Below are 16,481 nucleotides of genomic sequence, written 5' to 3' on the forward strand. Positions count from 1 at the left end.
CGCCCAGGTTGGGCGAGGCACCGCTACTTTCAGCGTCGTTGCTGACCGTGAGCCGAACGACGGCTTCCCCACCGTACTCGGGACCCCACGGCGCGACGATCACTCCGCCAGGTCTGGTCTGTTGCACCCGTGCGTGCGGCAACCGGCCGACCGAGCAGGTGGCGATCACCCGGTCGTAGGGAGCAGCCTCGGCGTAGCCCTCGACTCCATCGCCGACTACGGGCGTGGGGCTGTACCGGGCACGGGACCTTGGATTGCGTCCAGTTCAGCCGCTCGGCCAGTTGCCGACCTGTGAGATCGCCCTCGGCGCGCAGCTCGCGGAGCCGCTGGCCGAGGGCGATTCTGGCTTGCTGGAAGTCGGTGCTCACACGTCGGACGGTACCTGAGCTCCGAACTCGCGGTGCGGCGTGGCGTAGTGCCAGGCGGCGTCCCGCACCTGGCAGGCGCGAGCCACCTGCACCGGGTCAGTGATCAGCTCGATGGCACATGCGAGAGCGTGCCCCACATTTGTCCTCCCGCAAGTCCTGTGAATCGGGTGCACTTGGGCCATGACCCGCGACGACTTGGCCGAGAACGCAGGCACCGGGCGGACGCTGGAGACGCAGTACCGATCGTGGCGGCGCCAACTCGCCGGCGGTGTCGTCAGACCGGCGGACGAGAGGGCCGTCGAGAGCGCGAGTTCGTCCACGCTTGCTTCCTGACCTCTACTGCCGGCGGCCGTGGCGGCGAGCGAGCTTGGTCTCCGCCTTGAGCAGCAGGGGCATCAGCGCGTAGACGACGACCGGGACGACGAGGCCGGTCATCACCAGGGTCCGCAGCGCCAGCGGCAGGTTTCCGAGGTAGGGGCCGAGCAGGACGAAGGCGGCGGTGATGGTCGGGTAGACGGCGAGCCAGGTGAGCAGTGCCCGGCGGTGCACGGACGGAGCTGCGGCTGCCGGCGCGGTGATGGTGTCGGTGTTCATGGCGCGTTCCTCCCCTTGGCGAGCGGCCGGAGCCCAAATCTCCAACCCTTCGGTTGGAGTTTGGCAGGCGCGTGGGCGGATGTCCAACCCTTTGGTTGGGGATTCGCGCTATGGTTGAGCCATGGCCTGGGACACCGCACGCACGCAGCAACTCCTCCTCGACGCCGCGGTCGAGGAGTTCGCCGAATCCGGCCCGGACGGTGCCCGGATCGCGCGGGTGGCCACCCGGGCGGGCGTGAACAAGGAGCGGATCTACCAGTACTTCGGCAACAAGGAGCAGCTCTTCTCCGCTGTCCTGACGTCCGAACTCGGCAAGCTGGCAGAAGCGGTGCCGCTCGGCGGCTCTGAGCAGGGACTGGACCTCGGCGACTATGCCGGACGCGTCTTCGACTACCACTCGGCCAACCCGCACTTCTCCCGCCTGCTGGCCTGGGAGGGATTGCAACGCGGCACGGCATCCGGGGAGTTGGCGGCCGGGCCCGAACGCACCGCGCACTACGGCGAGAAGGCCGCCGCCGTCGCAGCCGCGCAGCGGGCCGGCGAACTGGCCGACGAGGTGGATCCGGGGCGGCTGATGTTCGCGGTGATCGGACTGGTGAACGCCTGGTTCACGCTGCCGCAGATGGTCCGCCTGCTGCTTTCCGGCACGACGGACCCCGCAACGGACCGGGAGGCCGTTGTTGCCCTGGTCCGCCGCCTGACGAAGCCCGCAACCTGACAGGCTTGACGCATGGCAACGACCAGACATGGAAGCGGTGCCTCGCCCGGACTGTGCGCGGCACCGCTGATCGTTCGAGAAGGGCCTACGCCTCCGGGTCCCAGGCGATGAGCTGGTCGAAGATGCGGCCGTCGCCGTCGAGCTTCAGGGAGTCCACCGGAACGCGGCCGTAGAAGACGAGGACCAGCTCACTGGCGGTGCCTCGGAGGGAGGCACCGGCCGCGTCGGGGTCCTCGCCGGTGGTGATGGCGGGCCGTGCACCGCCGGCGGAGAGCCGGAGGCGCCAGGAGCGGCCCTCGGTGGCGTGGTAGTCGACGACAGCGGGCTCGTGCGGCCAGGGGCTGGTCGTCGCGCAGCAGGTGCTCAGGAACTCGTCGACACCGTCGAGCGCCACCTCGTCCGGCAGCGCGGGCTTCGCGGTGCCGATGGCGAGCTGGGCGTCGTAGGTGTGCACCGCGATCTCCTGGAGCTGGTGCCGGGCGACGGCACCGGAGGTTGGGGCGACTGCGAGGTGTCCCACCACGTCCAGCAACCGCCGTCCGGGCCGGCAGCCCGGAGCGTGCTCGGCAGGTGATCCGTCGACTCGGCCAGCCAGGTCAGCAGGGCCTCGCGCTCCCGAGGCACAGCCGGGGGTCCACCGATGCGGGGGGCGGGCCCTGCGGCAACGATGGCGGCCCAGCGGTGGCGTCCCTCGTCCAGGTGCTGAGCCAGGTCGAACAGCGTCCACTCGGGGCAGGTCGGCACCTGCACGTCGAGGCTGGGCGCGGCGGCGATGGCGGCGCGGAAGGCGGTCGACCGCTCGTCGATCAGGCGCAGCAGGTCGGGGAAGCCGAGAGCCTTTGGCACGCCCGGTTGTCTATCACCGTGCTTCGATCGTCGGCGAGCGATTTCTTCTGCTCATACCGAGGGCGCGCGGCCCCTGCCGCGCGCCCTCGGAACGGTCAGTTAGAGGAGCCCGAAGTCGAACTCCCCGGCGGCGACGGACCGGACGAAGGCCTCGTGCGCCGCACGGTCGAACGCCAGCGCAGGACCGCTCGGGTTCTTCGAATCGCGGATGTACGAGACAGGGCCACTCGGGATGGCAACCTCGACGCAGTTGCCGGAGTCGTTGCTGCGTGAGGACTTGTGCCAGGTGAGCTGCAGGGCGGCGGCGTTGGGGTGGAACGTCATGTGAGCTTGTCTCTCTGGTCAGTGATGATGGCGAGCGAGTCGTCAAAACCGAGGGCATCGGCCCTGATGGCGTCGAACTTCGCTCCGTAGATTTCTACGTCGGTGACCTCTTCGACCCAGAGGTTGCTCAATGTGCCGTCCACCATGACGACATCGAGGTCCTGGCGCTGTGGGAAGCCGAGAATGGTGAAGGCTCCGCCCATTCCATGGTGGGCCGGTGCGCCGATCGGCATCACCTGGATGTTGATGTTCGGTTGGGCGGCGCGATCGATCAGGCGGGACAACTGTTCGGCCATGACGGCAGGTCCGCCGACGCCGGACCGGATTGCTGCCTCATGGATGACGGCCCAGAGGGTGAGCGGTTCGGATCGGGTGAGTGCACCTTGCCGAGCCATCCGTACGTCGACCAGGGCCTCGACGTTGACGTCAGGCCGCATGCTGAGCTTCTTGATGATCTCGCGTGCGTAGGCGGGAGTTTGGAAGAGGCCTGGAATGAAGGCACCCTCATAAGTTCGGACGGACGAGGCGCTGGCCTCAAGAGTGATCAGGTCGCCGAGTTCGGGGCTGATGTGCGCGCCGTAGCTCTGCCACCACATCCCGCGCTGTGAGCCGTTCTTGGCCATGTCGACCAGCGCTGAAATCAGATCGGTGTCGTCGCACCTGTAGAGCGAGAGGAGCCGCTTGACGTCGTCCACCTTGGTGGCGCCACGGCCGTTCTCGATGCGGGACAGCTTGGGCTGGCTCATGCCGCTCAGAGTTTCGGCGACTTCCTCGTGCGAGAGACCGGCCTCCTCTCTCCTGCGGCGTAGCTCGGCTCCGAGTTGCCTCCGTCGAACCGTCGGACCTGTTGTTCCGGCCATCCCCGCCCTCTCTGAGCCTCGCGGACCAGTCTGCCTTCCCGGCGGCCACGTTCGCCACCGCCAACTGTCACTGTAGGAGACCTCTTTGGTGTTCGATTTGGATATATCCAAAATTCAGAGACGAGTTGCCAAGAATGGGTCACTGGCTCCATGCTGAGTGTGACGAGCCGAACACGGACGGCAATCGCCAGATGCCTCGCTGTGCGCTCACGTCACGATCGTGCTCCGAGCAAGCGATCCTGATTGATCATCAATCGCTCGGAGATGTCCCTCGAATCTCGCGGAGGTCTCTTCGTGTTCTCCCTCGAACTCCCCCCTGACTGGTCGGCCGCGCGCGAGGAGTTGCGCGAAGCGACGTCGCGCGCCGGGTGGAAGCCCGACCTGGTCGCCGACGCCGAGGTCGCGCTCCTCGAACTCTTCGTCAATGCCTGGCGCCACGGCGGCAGTGCGGCGCCGATCGTGGTCGTCGTCATCCTCGACGGCGTGCTCCGGGTCTCCGTCAGTGACGCGAGCCCCGTCCTCCCGGTCCAGCGGGGCGCCGCCGACCCCTACGCCGTCTCCGGTCGGGGCCTGCACCTCGTCCGCTCGCTCACCCACCGGTTCGGTGCGGACCCCCGGAAGTCCGGCAAGTCCGTCTGGTTCGAGCTGGACGCCGCCGCGTGAGCCCCGACGACCGCCGCCCGATCGAGCCGGCCGACCCGCTCATGCGCACCTACACCGAGCCCGAGGTTGCCTACCTGCTCGCCGAACTCCACGAGCGCGGCCGTAAGTTCGGCCTCCTCTGGCCCTCCGCCACCATCGACAGCGTCGTCGATGGCCGAGTGCTCGTCCGCTTCGGCAACGCCCCGGCGAGCACCGTCCTCAACCTGCTCGCGTTCCTAAGCGACCACGACAACACCGAGGACAGCTCGTGCGACTCCTGATCGGCCTCGCCCTTCTTCTCTTGCTCCTCCTCGCCATCGCCGTCGTCGGCCTCGGCGCGGTCGCCGTCCTGCGGATGCCCCACCGCCCGGACGACGCGACCGCCGCCACCCCGGACGACCACCGCCAACCGGTGGCGTAGCCCCACCCCGCTCAAGCCGCCCGGCCGGACCCGCCGGGCGGCCGAGGCATTGCACAGGAAGTCGGACCCGCGACTCTGCTGGACCCGCCGACTTCTCGCACGGGCGCAGAGTCGCAGGCCCTCGCCGGGGCGGGCGGCCCCGTGACCGTTGGCGGCCTGTTCGTGGTGTTCGCGCAGGTGAAGGCCATGGGCAGCATGTCGTCGGCGGTGGCGCCCGCACACGCTCCCGCGCCGGTGAGTGCGGAAAACCACAGTGCGATCGGGCGGTTGACCGCATGGTGGCGGCCAAGCCCCCCTCCTAGCGTGAACGGCATGATCACAACATCGGCTTCCGCGCCGCTCCTCGCCGCCTCCGCCGAGCCCGCGAGCGGCGTCGCCGGATGGGCCGTCGACGTCATGGATGCTCTCGGTGCCGCGGGCGCAGGGCTGACCAACCTCGTCGACACCGTCCTGCCGTTCATTCCCAGCGAGATCATCCTTCCCGTGGCCGGATTCGCGGCCGGGCAGGGCCGGTTGAGCCTGCCGGCCGTCATCGTCTGGACCACGGTCGGCTCCGTTGTCGGCTCCTGGATCGTCTATGCCACGGGCGCCCTTCTGGGGCGCGACCGCACCCGCGCGCTCGCCGCCCGTATCCCCCTCATCCATCCGCAGGAGATCGACAAGGCCGAGGCGTGGTTCGAACGACGGGGCCGTACCGCCGTGTTGCTCGCCCGCATGGTGCCGGTGGTGCGCAGCCTCATCTCCGTCCCGGCCGGGATCCAGCGCATGCCGCTGCCGGTTTTCACCGCCCTGACCGCTGTCGGAAGCCTGGTGTGGAACACCGTGTTCGTCCTGTTGGGATACTGGCTGGGCGACAACTGGCGCCTGGTGGAGGAGTACGGGGGATGGGTGTCGAAGGCAGTGGTGGCGCTGGCGGTGGTGGCCGTCGCCCGCTGGTTCTCGGTGCGGCGGCGGCGCCGTCCGAGCGCCCGGCACCGTTCATGAGGCCTGTGCGCGCCGCGGTCGGCATCGCCCTCGGCGCGGTCTCGGCGTTCGCCGGGCTCGCCGTTCTCGCCGCGGGGGCGCTGGTGCGGTCCACCGGGCCGGTGGTCCGCCTGGCCGTGCTGGATCAGCGGCGTGTCGCCGTCCTGCTCGGCGGCGCCGCCGTGTCCTCGGACGAGATCGAGCCCCGGCGGGCCGCCGCCTACCTGTGGTGCCGCGTGCTGGTCGGGCTGCTCGGCGGCGGGGCGCTGTTCCTGCTGGCGGCGGGCGCGTGGACGGCTGCCTCCGGGCTGTCGCGCTGGCTGACCGGGCGTGACGCCGACGGTATGGACCCTACCTGGCCGGTCGCCGGATATCTCCTCGCGGTCGGTCTGCTGCTGCTCTTCCTCGATCTGGCCGGACTGGCCGCCGTCGCCGAGCTGGAGCGGAGGTTGGTGAGCCGCTTCCTCGGCCCCGACGAACTGGCCCGGATGCGCCGCCGGATCGACGAGTTGGCCGCCTCCCGGTCCGGGATCGTCGAGGCCGTGGACGCCGAGCGGCGCCGCATCGAACGCGACCTGCACGACGGGCTGCAGCAGCGGCTGGTGGTGGTGGCGATGCTGCTCGGACGGGCACGCCGCAGGAACTCCGAGGAGCTGTACCGGCAGGCGCAGACCGAGACGGAGCAGGCGTTGGAGGAGCTGCGGCAGGTGGCCTGGCGGGTGTATCCAGCGTCGCTGGACGAGCTGGGGTTGCGCGAGGCGCTGGCCGTGGACGCCGAACGCTCGCCCATCCCGGTGCACCTCAGCGGTGACCTGACGCGGCGGCCGGCCCCCGCCGTCGAAACGGCCGCCTATTTCGCGGTGCGCGAGGCCCTCACCAATGCGGCCAAGCACGCCGGGGCCAACCGGATCGAGGTGGCGATCACTCAGGACACCGACGTGGTACGGGTGTCGGTGCGCGACGACGGGCGTGGCGGCGCCGATCCCGCCGGGCGGGGACTGGCCGGGCTCGCTCGCCGCATCGCCGCGCTGGACGGGCGCCTGAGCGTGGACAGTCCGCCGGGCGGCCCCACGTGCGTGGTTGCGGAGCTGCCGTGCGGTTGATGATCGCCGAGGACTCCGCGCTGCTGCGTGCGGGCCTGGTCCGCCTGCTGGCCGACGAGGGGCATGAGGTGACCGCCGCGGTGGGGGACGCGGACGCGCTGCTGGCCGCGGTGGCCGCCGAGCCCCCGGACGTCACCGTGGTGGACGTGCGCATGCCGCCGAGCCACACCGACGAGGGATTGCGGGCCGCGCTGCGGCTTCGGTCCGAGCACCCGCGGGTGGGAGTGCTGATGCTGTCCCAGTACGTCGAGCCGCGGTACGCCGCCGAGCTGCTGGCGGCCGACACCCGGGGCGTGGGATACCTGCTGAAGGACCGGGTCGGCAGGGTGGAGGAGTTCCTGTCCGCGCTGGAGCGGGTGCACGCCGGCGACACGGTCTTCGATCCGGAGGTGGTGCGCCGCCTGCTGGCGCGCACACGCCACACCGACGATCTCGATCTGCTGACGGACCGGGAGCGGGGCGTGCTGACGCTCATGGCCCAGGGCTGCACCAACACGGCCATCGCGCAGCAGCTGTTCATCTCCAGGAGCGCGGTGGAGAAACACACCAACGCGGTGTTCGACAAACTGCGGCTGCCGCGGGACGACGGCACCAACCGCAGGGTGCTGGCGGTCCTGCGGTTCCTGGGGAGCTGACCGGGCCCGGTTTCCACCGCGAGGGTTGGGCGGCCCCTCGGCCGGTACGGGGGCTTCCGCGCCTGTTACTCCAGGGTGTCCGGCTCGTCGGTGAGCCCGAGACGCAGGTGCTCGATGTGGTAGACCGCCTGGTCGAGCAGCGCGGCCACATGGTTGTCGTAGAGCGCGTACACCACCGAGCGCCCATGGCGCCGACCGACCACCAGGTCGAGGTTTCGCAGCAGTCGTAGCTGGTGCGAACAGGCGGACTGCTCCATGCCGACCTCGGCGGCGAGTTCGGTCGCCGCGCAGGGGCCCTCGCGCAGGCGGGAGAGGATCAGCAGCCGGGACGGGGTGGCCAGGGCCTGCAGGGTGTTGGCCACCCGGGCGGCGCTGGTGGCATCCAGGCGCGTGTGCGGTACGGCGGTGGCGGGGGCGGCTCCATGACCCATGCGGGCAATACTACAACTCATACATGAAGGGGCGTTCATATGTTCATGTATGGTGGTCGAGTCACCGGCCCCACCCTGCCCCCGAAGGGTCCCGTCCGCATGCCCACCACCCTGACCGAGCGCCCCGCGCCCACCGCCGCGCCGCGCCCGGACACCGCCCCGCGCCGCCGCACCCGGGTCCTCGCCCTCCCCGAGGCCCGCTGGGCCACCGCCGCGACCCTGCTCTTCCTGACCGCGCTGCCGCTCCAGCTCACCGGCGCCCCGGCCTGGGCCTGGGGCCCGCTGTACGCCCTCGCCTACGCCACCGGCGGCTGGGAACCTGCCTGGGCCGGCCTCCAGGCGCTGCGCGAGAAGACCCTCGACGTCGACCTGCTGATGATCGTCGCCGCGCTCGGCGCCGCCGCCGTCGGGCAGGTCATGGACGGCGCGCTGCTGATCGTCATCTTCGCCACCTCCGGCGCGCTGGAGGCCCTGGCCACCGCCCGTACCGCCGACTCGGTGCGCGGACTGCTCGACCTCGCGCCCGCCACCGCCACCCGGCTGTTGGACGACGGCACCGAGGAGAGTGTCCCGACCGAGGAGTTGGCCGTCGGCGACACGGTTCTGATCCGGCCCGGCGAGCGGATCGGCGCCGACGGACGGGTCCTGGACGGTGCCAGCGAGGTCGACCAGGCCACCATCACGGGCGAGCCGCTGCCCGTCGCCAAGCAGCCCGGCGACGAGGTGTTCGCCGGCACCCTGAACGGCACCGGCGCCCTGCGGGTGAAGGTCGACCGGGACGCCTCCGACTCGGTGATCGCCCGGATCGTCGCCATGGTCGAGGAGGCCTCCGAGACCAAGGCGCCGACCCAGCTGTTCATCGAGAAGGTCGAACAGCGCTACTCGATCGGCATGGTGATCGCGACCCTCGCCGTCTTCGCCGTCCCGCTCGCCCTCGGCGCGGCCTTCACCGGCTCGCTGCTGCGGGCCATGACCTTCATGATCGTCGCCTCGCCGTGCGCCGTGGTCCTCGCGACCATGCCGCCGCTGCTGTCCGCCATCGCCAACGCCGGCCGGCACGGCGTGCTGGTCAAGTCCGCCGTGGTGATGGAACGGCTCGGGCAGGTGGACGCCGTCGCCCTGGACAAGACCGGCACCCTCACCGAGGGCACCCCGCGCGTCACGGACATCCGCCCGCTGCCCGGCTCCGACCTGACCGAGGACGAGCTGCTCGCCCTGGCCGCCGGCGCCGAGCACCCCAGCGAGCACCCGCTCGCCCGGGCCGTGGTCGAGGCCGCCCGGACCCGCGGTCTCGCCCTGGCCGCCGCCGAGGACTTCGACTCCGTCCCCGGCGTCGGCGTCACCGCCGCCGTCGAGGGCCGGGTCGTCGCGGTCGGCGCGCCCGAGCGGCTGCTCAACGGGCGCTCCGGCGCCGCTCCGGCCGTCGTGGCCGAGCTGGAGGAACGCGGCCGCACCGCCGTGCTGGTGGAGGCGGACGGCGTGCCGGTCGGCGTGCTCGGGATCGCCGACCGGCTGCGCCCCGACGCCGCCGAGACCGTGGCCGCGCTGACCGGCCTCACCGGCCGCGTGCCGATGCTGCTCACCGGCGACAACCCGCGCGCCGCCGCCGCGGTGGCCGCCGAGGTCGGCATCGCGGAGGTGCGGGCCGGGCTGCTGCCGCAGGGCAAGGTCGCCGCCGTCCGCGAGCAGGAGACGACGGCCGGCCGGAAGGTGCTGGTGATCGGCGACGGCGTCAACGACGCTCCAGCCCTGGCCGCCGCCCACACCGGCATCGCCATGGGCCGGGCCGGCTCCGACCTGGCGCTGGAGACCGCCGACGCCGTCATCGTGCGCGACGAACTCGCCACGGTCCCGGCCGTGGTGGCACTCTCCCGGCGGGCACGCGGCTTCGTGGTGCAGAACCTGGTGATCGCCTCGGTGTTCATCTCGGTGCTGGTCGTCTGGGACCTCGTCGCCACCCTCCCGCTGCCCCTCGGCGTGCTCGGCCACGAGGGCTCGACCGTCATCGTCGGCCTCAACGGCCTGCGGCTGCTGCGCGAGGCGGCGTGGACCAGGGCCCGGGGTCAGGGCCTTGCCTCGACGCACGATCCTCTGTAACTGCCGGCTGGTCGGTCGACCTCCAGACCCGGACCGGCTCCGCACCACCCGCGCCAAATCGGATGTCGTCATAGCCAACAGGCTCAGGCATCACCGCAGCGCTAGAAGAGCTGGCTGAGCCGGGGAGAGAGACTGCCAAGCCCGCCCGGCCCGACTTCCTCGGGCCGGGCGGGCTTGCGGCGGGGGGCGGGCAGCGATCCGACCGTGTCGGGATACCCCATGGGGGTAAGTGGAGAGCGCGAGGCGATCGGGAGGCGAATCATGGCGCAGCAGCGTCCGTACGATTCGCCGCAGCCCCGGGAACTGCCCCGGGAGCCGTCTCACGCGTTCCGACCTGGAACCTGACACAACGCTGCGGCGGGATCGTCGGCCGGAGCCTCGGTCGTGGTCGCCCCGGTGCGGGACGCCGTACCGGGGTCGGCGCTCCCTCCTGTCACCTCGGGCATTGCCTCGCCGCCGCTCACACCGGGCGTCGCCTTGCCTCCACCCCAACTGGGCATCGACTCACCTCCCGTGATTCCAGTGATGGCTTGGCCTCCCCGGGGTGCCGTAAACGCCCGCTCAATTCCCAGGTCGGGGGACGTCCTCCCTCACAGTGTCGTGAGGATGTCCTGGTGCGCCCCGTCGAGGACGAAGCCGTTGTCCAGCCGGACCCGGACGGTCACCCGGCTGCCCCGCTCCTGATGTGCGGCCCACTCCGGCTCCAGCGCGGCGATCTGCTCCTCCAGTCGCTCCCGGCTCGCCACCGGCATGGTGTGCCCGTAGTCCTCGAACAGCGCCTTGAGTCGCTGGTACTCGCGGACCTCCTCGCTCTCCGGGAGTTCCCCGTCCACACGCTCGACTGTGCCCTCGATCCCGGCTCCCAGCGAGACGAACCCGACGGTCGCCCCGGTTTCCCCGGCGACGGCCTCGCCGATCCCGAGGTCCTCCGCCAGCCTGACGCGCCGGCCTTCCTCCAGGGTCATCCGCCCTCTGCCTCTCAGTCGATCGGTGCCGTAGGCGCAGTCGGCCTGCGGCACCGGCCATTATCCGCCGGGTGCGTCAGGGCGCCGGAATGCGAGCCGGTCCGGGCCGGTCCGGGCGGCTGGGGTGAGGTGGGCCCGGCGCGCGATGGGCCCGCCTCAGTCGTCCGCCAGCCGGATCATGCCGGTCCGGTGGGCGGCGCCCCTCGGGTGCCTCTCAGGTGCCTCGCGCCGCGGCCGGGATCAGTTGCGCACCAGGAGCCTGGCTCCCAGGCCGCCGCAGTAGGAGCCGTTGTAGGTGGTGGTGTGCTAGCCGGCCGGAACGGGCGTGTACGGGCAGATCCACAGGTAGGGCCTGGCCAGCTGCATGAACCAGCTCCGGAGGGCCGCGGTCCAATCGGCAGGTTCGTACGGCACCGCGCGACGGCCGGGCGGCGCCGGATTCGGTGGAGCTGGTGTGGACCCTAACCAGAGTTGGAACGATCCCAAAGGTGCGACATGGACACCTCAAGAACCTGGCTGGGTTCCTCCGTGATGTGCCGCCAATTCGGCCGCCCCATGGGCCGGTTCGGGCCGTCGGGGGCGCCGCCGGCCGAGGGTGGGGGCGGGGGATGGCGCGTCCATCATAGTTAATGCGTGCATATATGTGCACCTGTTGATGGGGTGGAACCCCCGCCGGTGAGGGGCGGCCCAAGGGCTCAGTCATGCGGCGGCAGGTGCCCGATCTGGTGGTCGGCGACGTTCAGCGCCTCGTCCACGAGCCGCCGCAGGTGCCCGTGCCGGAGCGAGTAGACGACCCGCCGCCCGTCCTTGCGGGTCGCGACCAGCCCGGCCAGTCGCAGCTTCGCCAGGTGCTGGCTGACCGACGGCCGCGCGGCCCCGGTCGCCTCGGTCAGCGTGGTCACATCCGCCTCGCCCCGCCCGAGCCGCTCCAGTAGCGCGAGCCTGGTCCGGTCGGCCAGCAGCGCGAGCACGGACGCGGCGACGTCGAGCCTCGCCTCGGCCCGCTGCTGCGAGCAGTGCGCATCTGCCAGATCGGTGCCGGTGCTCATGCGGCCATCGTAGGCCCTGGTCGCGTGCATGCGTACGCACCCGACGTACGCCGCCGCCAGTAGGCGACGGTGACGGCGGCCAGCAGTGGGCCCCAGAGCAGCAGCGGGCCGTAGCAGGCGACCAGGACGACGGTGTGCCAGTCGCCCGAGAACACCGGGATGCCGTCGTGGAGGGGGCGGCCCTGGATGGTGCGGCCGGTGGAGACCATGACGGTGACCAGGACGGTGATGGCGGTGAGGGCGGCGGCGCCCAGGGACGCCGGGATGACGGCCGCTGAAACCGGGACCCGGCGGCCGCGCAGCAGCGGGAGCCAGCGGGGGAAGACCTCGCCCCAGCGGGAGATCAGGCTGAAGACGGTGAAGGCCAGCAGTTCGGAGACGACCGACAGCACGATGACGTACAGCTCCAGCGGCAGCCACCAGGGCAGGTTGCCGGAGTCCTGGACCGTGTCGCCGTCCAGCGGGACGTGGAAGGTGCAGGTGACGATCCGCCAGGCGCAGGACGGCAGGACGGTGAAGGGCACCGCCCGGGCGGCGATCCGGGCCCAGCGCGGCACGCCGGCGACGGGGGCGTGGGCGGCGGCCCAGGCGGCGCGCAGGCGGCCGGTGGTCGGCCGTGGTCGGGCCAGGACGGTCATGGCGGCTCTCCGATGCGGTGGGGACTGTGTGTCCACCGTCGCAGCGGGGTCGGTCGGCGCACCTCGGCCGACGGAAGGAACCGCCTCCCCCTCGCGGGGGAAGCGGTCCGGGGAAGCGGTCCGGGGAAGCGGGGGCGGAAAGGGGCCCGGTCAGTCCGCCGTCTGCTCCGCGGGCTCCTCGGCGGGCCGCTCCTCGGCGGCGGGGGCCGGGGTGGGCTCCAGGTTGCCCATCCGAGGGAGGGCGAACAGCGCGGCGAGGAGCAGGATGCCGCTGATCACCAGCGGGGTGCGGACGTTGACGGCGGAGCCGATCCAGCCGCTGAGGCCCGCGCCGATCAGCATGCCGATCCGGGTGAGCATCAGGTAACAGCTGTTGACCCGGCCGAGCAGTTCCTTCGGCACGATCTGCTGACGCAGCGAGATCGCCTGGACGTTCCAGGTCACCACGCCGAAGTTGCCGACCGCGAACAGCACCGCGACCAGGACCACCGAGGGGCTCAGGCCCATCAGCAGCAGCGCCGAGCCCATCAGCACGAAGGAGAGGGCGATCCGGGCGCGGCGGCCCATTCGCTGGCTGAGCCGGCCGGCCAGGGTGCTGGCGGCCGTGCCGCCGATCACGCCGGTGGCGAGGACGGCGCCGTAGGCCCAGGTCGGGGCGGACAGGGTGCGGGTCACCAGCAGCGCCAGCATGGTGATGCCGAGTGCGGAGGCGCCGCCGGCCAGGGCGGACAGGGACGCGACCAGGCGCAGCTGCTTGTGCTGGTAGAGCCAGCGGACGCCCTCGCGGATGTCGGCGATCACCGGGCGGTCGGCCCGCGACCTGGGGGTGCTGGAGCGGCCGGTGAGGAAGACCAGGGAGGCGGCGACCGCGAAGGAGAGGCCGTCCACCGTGAAGGGGTAACCGGCGGCGAGAGCGAACAGGGTGGTGCCCACCAGCGGGCCGGCCATCCGGCCGACCAGCAGACCGCCTTGCAGCCGGCCGTTGGCGGCGTCGAGCTGGTCGGGCCGGACCACGTCCGGGATGGCCGAGGTGGCCGCGTTGACGAACACCGTCTCGCCGCAGCCGAGGACGAAGGCCAGGACGGCGAGCGCGGCCAGCGGCGGGGTGGAGAGGAAGACCCAGGTCGCGAAGCCGACCACGATGACGGCGCGTCCGATGTCGATCGTCCACATCAGTCGGCGGCGGTCGAAGCGGTCCGCGATGACCCCGCCGAACAGGGCCATCAGCAGCCAGGGCAGCGAGCCGGACACCGCGACCAGGGAGACGGCCTTCGGGGAGTCCGAGACCGTCAGTGCGAGCAGCGGCAGCGAGGAGTCCCGCATGCCGTCGCCCACCGCTGAGATCGAGGAGGCCGACCACAGCATGGTGAATTTCCGGCCCAGTTGGGGCCTGCTGCGCTGCGGGGGTGTCGCTAGGCTGGCTGAGGTCACCGACGCAGTATGGCATGACCGCTACAGATTTGGCCGCCCTTTCACAGAGGCTTCAGAGGAAGACGTGGCCATCGGGCCCGGGAGGGATCGGGGGCTCAGTAGGAGTCGGCCTGGCGGAGCCGAAACGGTTCTGAGAGCGTAGCCCTGGAGCGAGTCTGACCGTTTGCCTTACACGCGTCGGCTCCAAAAGTAAGGTGTGGTTCGTGAGGACGGCGTACAAGTGCCGGGCATACCCGGACCCCGGGCAAGCGGCCCTGCTGAGCCGCACGTTCGGGTGTGTGCGCCTGGTGTGGAACAAGACCCTCGCAGAGCGTCACGCGGCCTTCCACGAGCGGGGCGAGCGCACCTCGTACAAGCAGACGGACGCGACGCTGACGGCGTGGAAGAAGACGGAAGACCTGTCGTTCCTTTCCGAGGTGTCGTCGGCGCCGTTGCAGCAGACACTGCGCCACCAACACACCGCGTTCTCGAACTTCTTCGCCGGGCGGGCCAGGTACCCGCGATTCAAGTCCCGCAACGCCCGGCAGTGCGCGCACTACACCCGCTCCGCGTTCCGCATGAGGAACGGGGAGCTGAAGAGCATTCCCAGCCGGGCCGTCAGAGTCCGGAAACACCCTTGACGAGGGTGGTCAGCCCGCCGGCCAGGGCCAGCCCCAGCACTACCACCCGGGCCCGGTGCTCCGGGACCCGAGCGGCCAGCAGCCGGCCGACCACCGCGCCGCCCGCGAGTGCCGCGGCCACCAGCCCCCAGGCGGGCGCGCTCAGCTCCGGCAGTCCTTTGGTCGCCAGTGAGAAGGCGTTCACCACCACACCGTACAACTGGGCGTTGGGCACGAACTCCCGGGCCGTCCAACCGGAGTTGACGGCGTACAGGGACATCGCCGGGCCGCCCACCCCGGCGGCCGAGTTCATGAATCCGCTGGTGGCTCCCGCGACCAGAGCCCCGCCGACCCCGCGCAGCGCGGCGGCCCGGACGCCCCGGATCACCAGCAACGAGGCCGCGCTGACCAGCAGGCCGATGCCGATCAGCAGCTCCGGCGTGGGTGCCTTCGCCGCCACCCAGGCACCGGCCGGGACGGTGCAGGAGGCGGCGATCAGCAGCGGCAGCATGGTCGTCGGCCGGACCTGCCGCCAACTGCCGGCCAGCCCGACGGCGCTGATGGCCCCGGCGGCGAAGTTGGCCAGCGTCACCCCGCTGTTCGGGCCGAGCATCAGCACCAGGACGGGCGCCGCGACCAGGGCGAAACCGATGCCCGCCAGCCGCTGGACCGAGGCGCCCACCAGGACGACCAGGCCCAGGATCACTTCGCCGGCCCAGCCGCCCATCAGTGCTGGACGCCGGTGGAGAGCGAGAAGTCAGCGAAGAAGGCGTGCTGGTTACCGGCCGGGCCCCAACTGGTGTCGTGGCCGCCGTAGAAGGTGGAGAACAGCACGCCGCCGAAGGGGAGCGAGCCGATGCCGGAGGCCGTACCGGTGGCGGCGTGCACCTGCCGGCCGTCGTACCAGACGGTGATGTCGCCGGTGCCGCGGTTCACCAGCTGCTCGACGGTGTGCCAGCGGCCGTCGGCCTGGAAGTGCCAGTCGCCCAGGCCCTCGTCCACGCCGTAGCCGGTCGGGCCGGAGTTGCTCGGGGTGTAGAGGTAGACCTCGCCGTTGTCGGGGCTGCCCTTGGCGGTGCGCCACATGTAGCGGGTGGACCAGCCGCTGCCGTGGTTGCCGCCGGACTCCTCGCCGATCCGGCCGCCGTACAGGCCGGGCAGCTTGCCGGCCTTGCCCCAGTCACGGCCGGTGGGGAACTTGACGGCGTACTTGAGGTCCAGGGTGGGGCCCTGGGCGAGGGCGGGCAGGCCGAGGGTGTTGAGGTCGGTGTAGAACTGGCCGCCGCCGGGGTTGGGGCAGTCGGTGCAGGTGTTGGCGGAGGAGCCGGCGCCGTAGGCCACCTGGAGCGCGACCCCGCCGCCGGGGGCGGTGGGGTCGTCGACGGCGGCGAAGTCGGCGCCGCCCCAGGAGCCCTGGTCGACGGCGCCCCAGGCGTGCTTCCACTGTGCGGTGCCGTAGTCGCGGAACTGGCCGCTCCAGGCGGCGGCCCTGCTCGGGGCGGGGGCCACCGGGGCTGCGGGCGCGGTGGTGGCGGGCGCGGCGGCGCTCGGGTGGGCGCGGGCGCGCGCGGGGGTGGCCGAGCAGCCGGCGGTGGCGAGCAGGGCCAGCGTCGCCAGGACGGCGGTACGCGCGGGGCGGTTCATCCGGACTCCTCGGTCGGCGGTCGGTCCGCACCGATCATGCCCCACGCGCCGCCGAGGGGGAGTTGGGCGGGGCGGGGGGGGGGCGGGCCCGCGCGGTGCGGGGGGGGGGGGGGGGTGGGGAGGGGGGACCGCTGTACGCGCGGATCCCCCCCC

At 71.7% G+C, this 16,481-nt stretch carries 20 protein-coding genes and 3 pseudogenes; 9 read left to right on the forward strand and 14 right to left on the reverse strand.

Annotation, left to right across the window (positions count from 1 at the left end):
- Window positions 1-85: 85 nt before the first annotated feature.
- From ACWC9T_RS32030 to ACWC9T_RS32045, 4 genes and pseudogenes are all read right to left on the reverse strand, one after another.
- Window positions 86-208: pseudogene (locus ACWC9T_RS32030) on the reverse strand (methyltransferase domain-containing protein); the annotation flags it as partial.
- Window positions 209-257: 49 nt separating this feature from the next.
- Window positions 258-368 (reverse strand): annotated as a pseudogene (locus ACWC9T_RS32035) (transcriptional regulator); the annotation flags it as partial.
- Window positions 365-550 (reverse strand): DUF6879 family protein, encoded by a 186-nt coding sequence (locus tag ACWC9T_RS32040; RefSeq protein WP_449824574.1) that lies wholly within the window; start codon window positions 548-550, stop codon window positions 365-367. The pseudogene ACWC9T_RS32035 and the gene ACWC9T_RS32040, both read right to left, overlap by 4 nt.
- Before the next feature lie 154 nt (window positions 551-704).
- Entirely contained in the window at window positions 705-962 is a 258-nt protein-coding gene (locus ACWC9T_RS32045; RefSeq protein WP_449824554.1) for a hypothetical protein, read from the reverse strand.
- 121 nt (window positions 963-1,083) lie between these two features.
- Here ACWC9T_RS32045 and ACWC9T_RS32050 point away from each other — a divergent pair, with 121 nt between their 5' ends.
- Window positions 1,084-1,680, forward strand: a complete 597-nt coding sequence (locus tag ACWC9T_RS32050; RefSeq protein ID WP_449824555.1) for a TetR family transcriptional regulator — start codon at window positions 1,084-1,086, stop codon at window positions 1,678-1,680.
- A gap of 85 nt (window positions 1,681-1,765) precedes the next feature.
- Here ACWC9T_RS32050 and ACWC9T_RS32055 read toward each other — a convergent pair.
- The 3 genes and pseudogenes from ACWC9T_RS32055 to ACWC9T_RS32065 all read right to left on the reverse strand — a co-directional run bounded on the left by ACWC9T_RS32055 (window position 1,766) and on the right by ACWC9T_RS32065 (window position 3,710).
- A pseudogene (locus tag ACWC9T_RS32055) lies at window positions 1,766-2,526 on the reverse strand (maleylpyruvate isomerase family mycothiol-dependent enzyme).
- 99 nt (window positions 2,527-2,625) lie between these two features.
- Window positions 2,626-2,850, reverse strand: coding sequence for a DUF397 domain-containing protein (locus tag ACWC9T_RS32060; protein WP_449824556.1), 225 nt, complete (start codon window positions 2,848-2,850; stop codon window positions 2,626-2,628).
- Window positions 2,847-3,710 carry a helix-turn-helix domain-containing protein gene (locus ACWC9T_RS32065; RefSeq protein WP_449824557.1) on the reverse strand — a complete coding sequence of 288 codons (864 nt, stop codon included), beginning with the start codon at window positions 3,708-3,710 and terminating at the stop codon, window positions 2,847-2,849. Before ACWC9T_RS32065 ends, ACWC9T_RS32060 begins: the two co-directional genes overlap by 4 nt.
- A 264-nt stretch (window positions 3,711-3,974) precedes the next feature.
- Between ACWC9T_RS32065 and ACWC9T_RS32070 the strand changes: the two genes are divergently transcribed.
- The 6 genes from ACWC9T_RS32070 (at window position 3,975) to ACWC9T_RS32095 (ending at window position 7,474) form a co-directional block, all read left to right on the forward strand.
- Window positions 3,975-4,373, forward strand: coding sequence for an ATP-binding protein (locus ACWC9T_RS32070; protein WP_449824558.1), 399 nt, complete (start codon window positions 3,975-3,977; stop codon window positions 4,371-4,373).
- Window positions 4,370-4,633: a hypothetical protein gene (locus ACWC9T_RS32075; RefSeq protein WP_449824559.1), complete on the forward strand. Its 264-nt coding sequence runs from the start codon at window positions 4,370-4,372 to the stop codon at window positions 4,631-4,633. The genes ACWC9T_RS32070 and ACWC9T_RS32075 overlap by 4 nt, the downstream gene beginning before the upstream one ends.
- Window positions 4,621-4,773, forward strand: coding sequence for a hypothetical protein (locus ACWC9T_RS32080; RefSeq protein WP_449824560.1), 153 nt, complete (start codon window positions 4,621-4,623; stop codon window positions 4,771-4,773). The genes ACWC9T_RS32075 and ACWC9T_RS32080 overlap by 13 nt, the downstream gene beginning before the upstream one ends.
- 141 nt (window positions 4,774-4,914) lie before the next feature.
- Entirely contained in the window at window positions 4,915-5,757 is an 843-nt protein-coding gene (locus tag ACWC9T_RS32085) for a DedA family protein (RefSeq protein ID WP_449824561.1), read from the forward strand.
- The gene (locus ACWC9T_RS32090; protein WP_449824562.1) at window positions 5,754-6,839 is read left to right on the forward strand and encodes a sensor histidine kinase; all 1,086 of its coding nucleotides are present in this window, start codon (window positions 5,754-5,756) and stop codon (window positions 6,837-6,839) included. The genes ACWC9T_RS32085 and ACWC9T_RS32090 overlap by 4 nt, the downstream gene beginning before the upstream one ends.
- Entirely contained in the window at window positions 6,830-7,474 is a 645-nt protein-coding gene (locus ACWC9T_RS32095; RefSeq protein WP_449824563.1) for a response regulator transcription factor, read from the forward strand. The genes ACWC9T_RS32090 and ACWC9T_RS32095 overlap by 10 nt, the downstream gene beginning before the upstream one ends.
- Window positions 7,475-7,539: 65 nt before the next feature.
- Here the strand turns inward: ACWC9T_RS32095 and ACWC9T_RS32100 are convergent, their stop codons facing one another.
- A complete protein-coding gene (locus ACWC9T_RS32100) occupies window positions 7,540-7,905 on the reverse strand; it encodes an ArsR/SmtB family transcription factor (protein ID WP_449824564.1) in 366 nt (121 codons plus the stop codon).
- Between the two features lie 99 nt (window positions 7,906-8,004).
- Between ACWC9T_RS32100 and ACWC9T_RS32105 the strand changes: the two genes are divergently transcribed.
- The gene (locus tag ACWC9T_RS32105; protein WP_449824565.1) at window positions 8,005-10,002 is read left to right on the forward strand and encodes a heavy metal translocating P-type ATPase; all 1,998 of its coding nucleotides are present in this window, start codon (window positions 8,005-8,007) and stop codon (window positions 10,000-10,002) included.
- Between the two features lie 590 nt (window positions 10,003-10,592).
- On the opposite strand, the gene ACWC9T_RS32110 is transcribed toward ACWC9T_RS32105, so the two are convergent.
- From ACWC9T_RS32110 to ACWC9T_RS32125, 4 genes are all read right to left on the reverse strand, one after another.
- Entirely contained in the window at window positions 10,593-10,967 is a 375-nt protein-coding gene (locus ACWC9T_RS32110) for a hypothetical protein (protein WP_449824566.1), read from the reverse strand.
- A gap of 695 nt (window positions 10,968-11,662) precedes the next feature.
- Complete coding sequence (locus ACWC9T_RS32115) at window positions 11,663-12,016, reverse strand: ArsR/SmtB family transcription factor (RefSeq protein ID WP_449824567.1); 354 nt, start codon at window positions 12,014-12,016, stop codon at window positions 11,663-11,665.
- Window positions 12,013-12,654, reverse strand: coding sequence for a hypothetical protein (locus tag ACWC9T_RS32120; protein WP_449824568.1), 642 nt, complete (start codon window positions 12,652-12,654; stop codon window positions 12,013-12,015). Before ACWC9T_RS32120 ends, ACWC9T_RS32115 begins: the two co-directional genes overlap by 4 nt.
- 150 nt (window positions 12,655-12,804) lie before the next feature.
- A complete protein-coding gene (locus ACWC9T_RS32125; protein WP_449824569.1) occupies window positions 12,805-14,019 on the reverse strand; it encodes an MFS transporter in 1,215 nt (404 codons plus the stop codon).
- A 269-nt stretch (window positions 14,020-14,288) separates the two neighbouring features.
- Between ACWC9T_RS32125 and ACWC9T_RS32130 the strand changes: the two genes are divergently transcribed.
- Window positions 14,289-14,705 carry an RNA-guided endonuclease InsQ/TnpB family protein gene (locus ACWC9T_RS32130; protein WP_449824570.1) on the forward strand — a complete coding sequence of 139 codons (417 nt, stop codon included), beginning with the start codon at window positions 14,289-14,291 and terminating at the stop codon, window positions 14,703-14,705.
- On the opposite strand, the gene ACWC9T_RS32135 is transcribed toward ACWC9T_RS32130, so the two are convergent.
- Window positions 14,683-15,411 (reverse strand): TSUP family transporter, encoded by a 729-nt coding sequence (locus tag ACWC9T_RS32135; protein WP_449824571.1) that lies wholly within the window; start codon window positions 15,409-15,411, stop codon window positions 14,683-14,685. The genes ACWC9T_RS32130 and ACWC9T_RS32135 overlap by 23 nt on opposite strands.
- Window positions 15,411-16,328 (reverse strand): polysaccharide lyase, encoded by a 918-nt coding sequence (locus tag ACWC9T_RS32140; RefSeq protein ID WP_449824572.1) that lies wholly within the window; start codon window positions 16,326-16,328, stop codon window positions 15,411-15,413. Before ACWC9T_RS32140 ends, ACWC9T_RS32135 begins: the two co-directional genes overlap by 1 nt.
- Window positions 16,329-16,481: the final 153 nt, after the last annotated feature.

It is taken from the genome of Kitasatospora sp. NPDC001159, assembly GCF_053598235.1.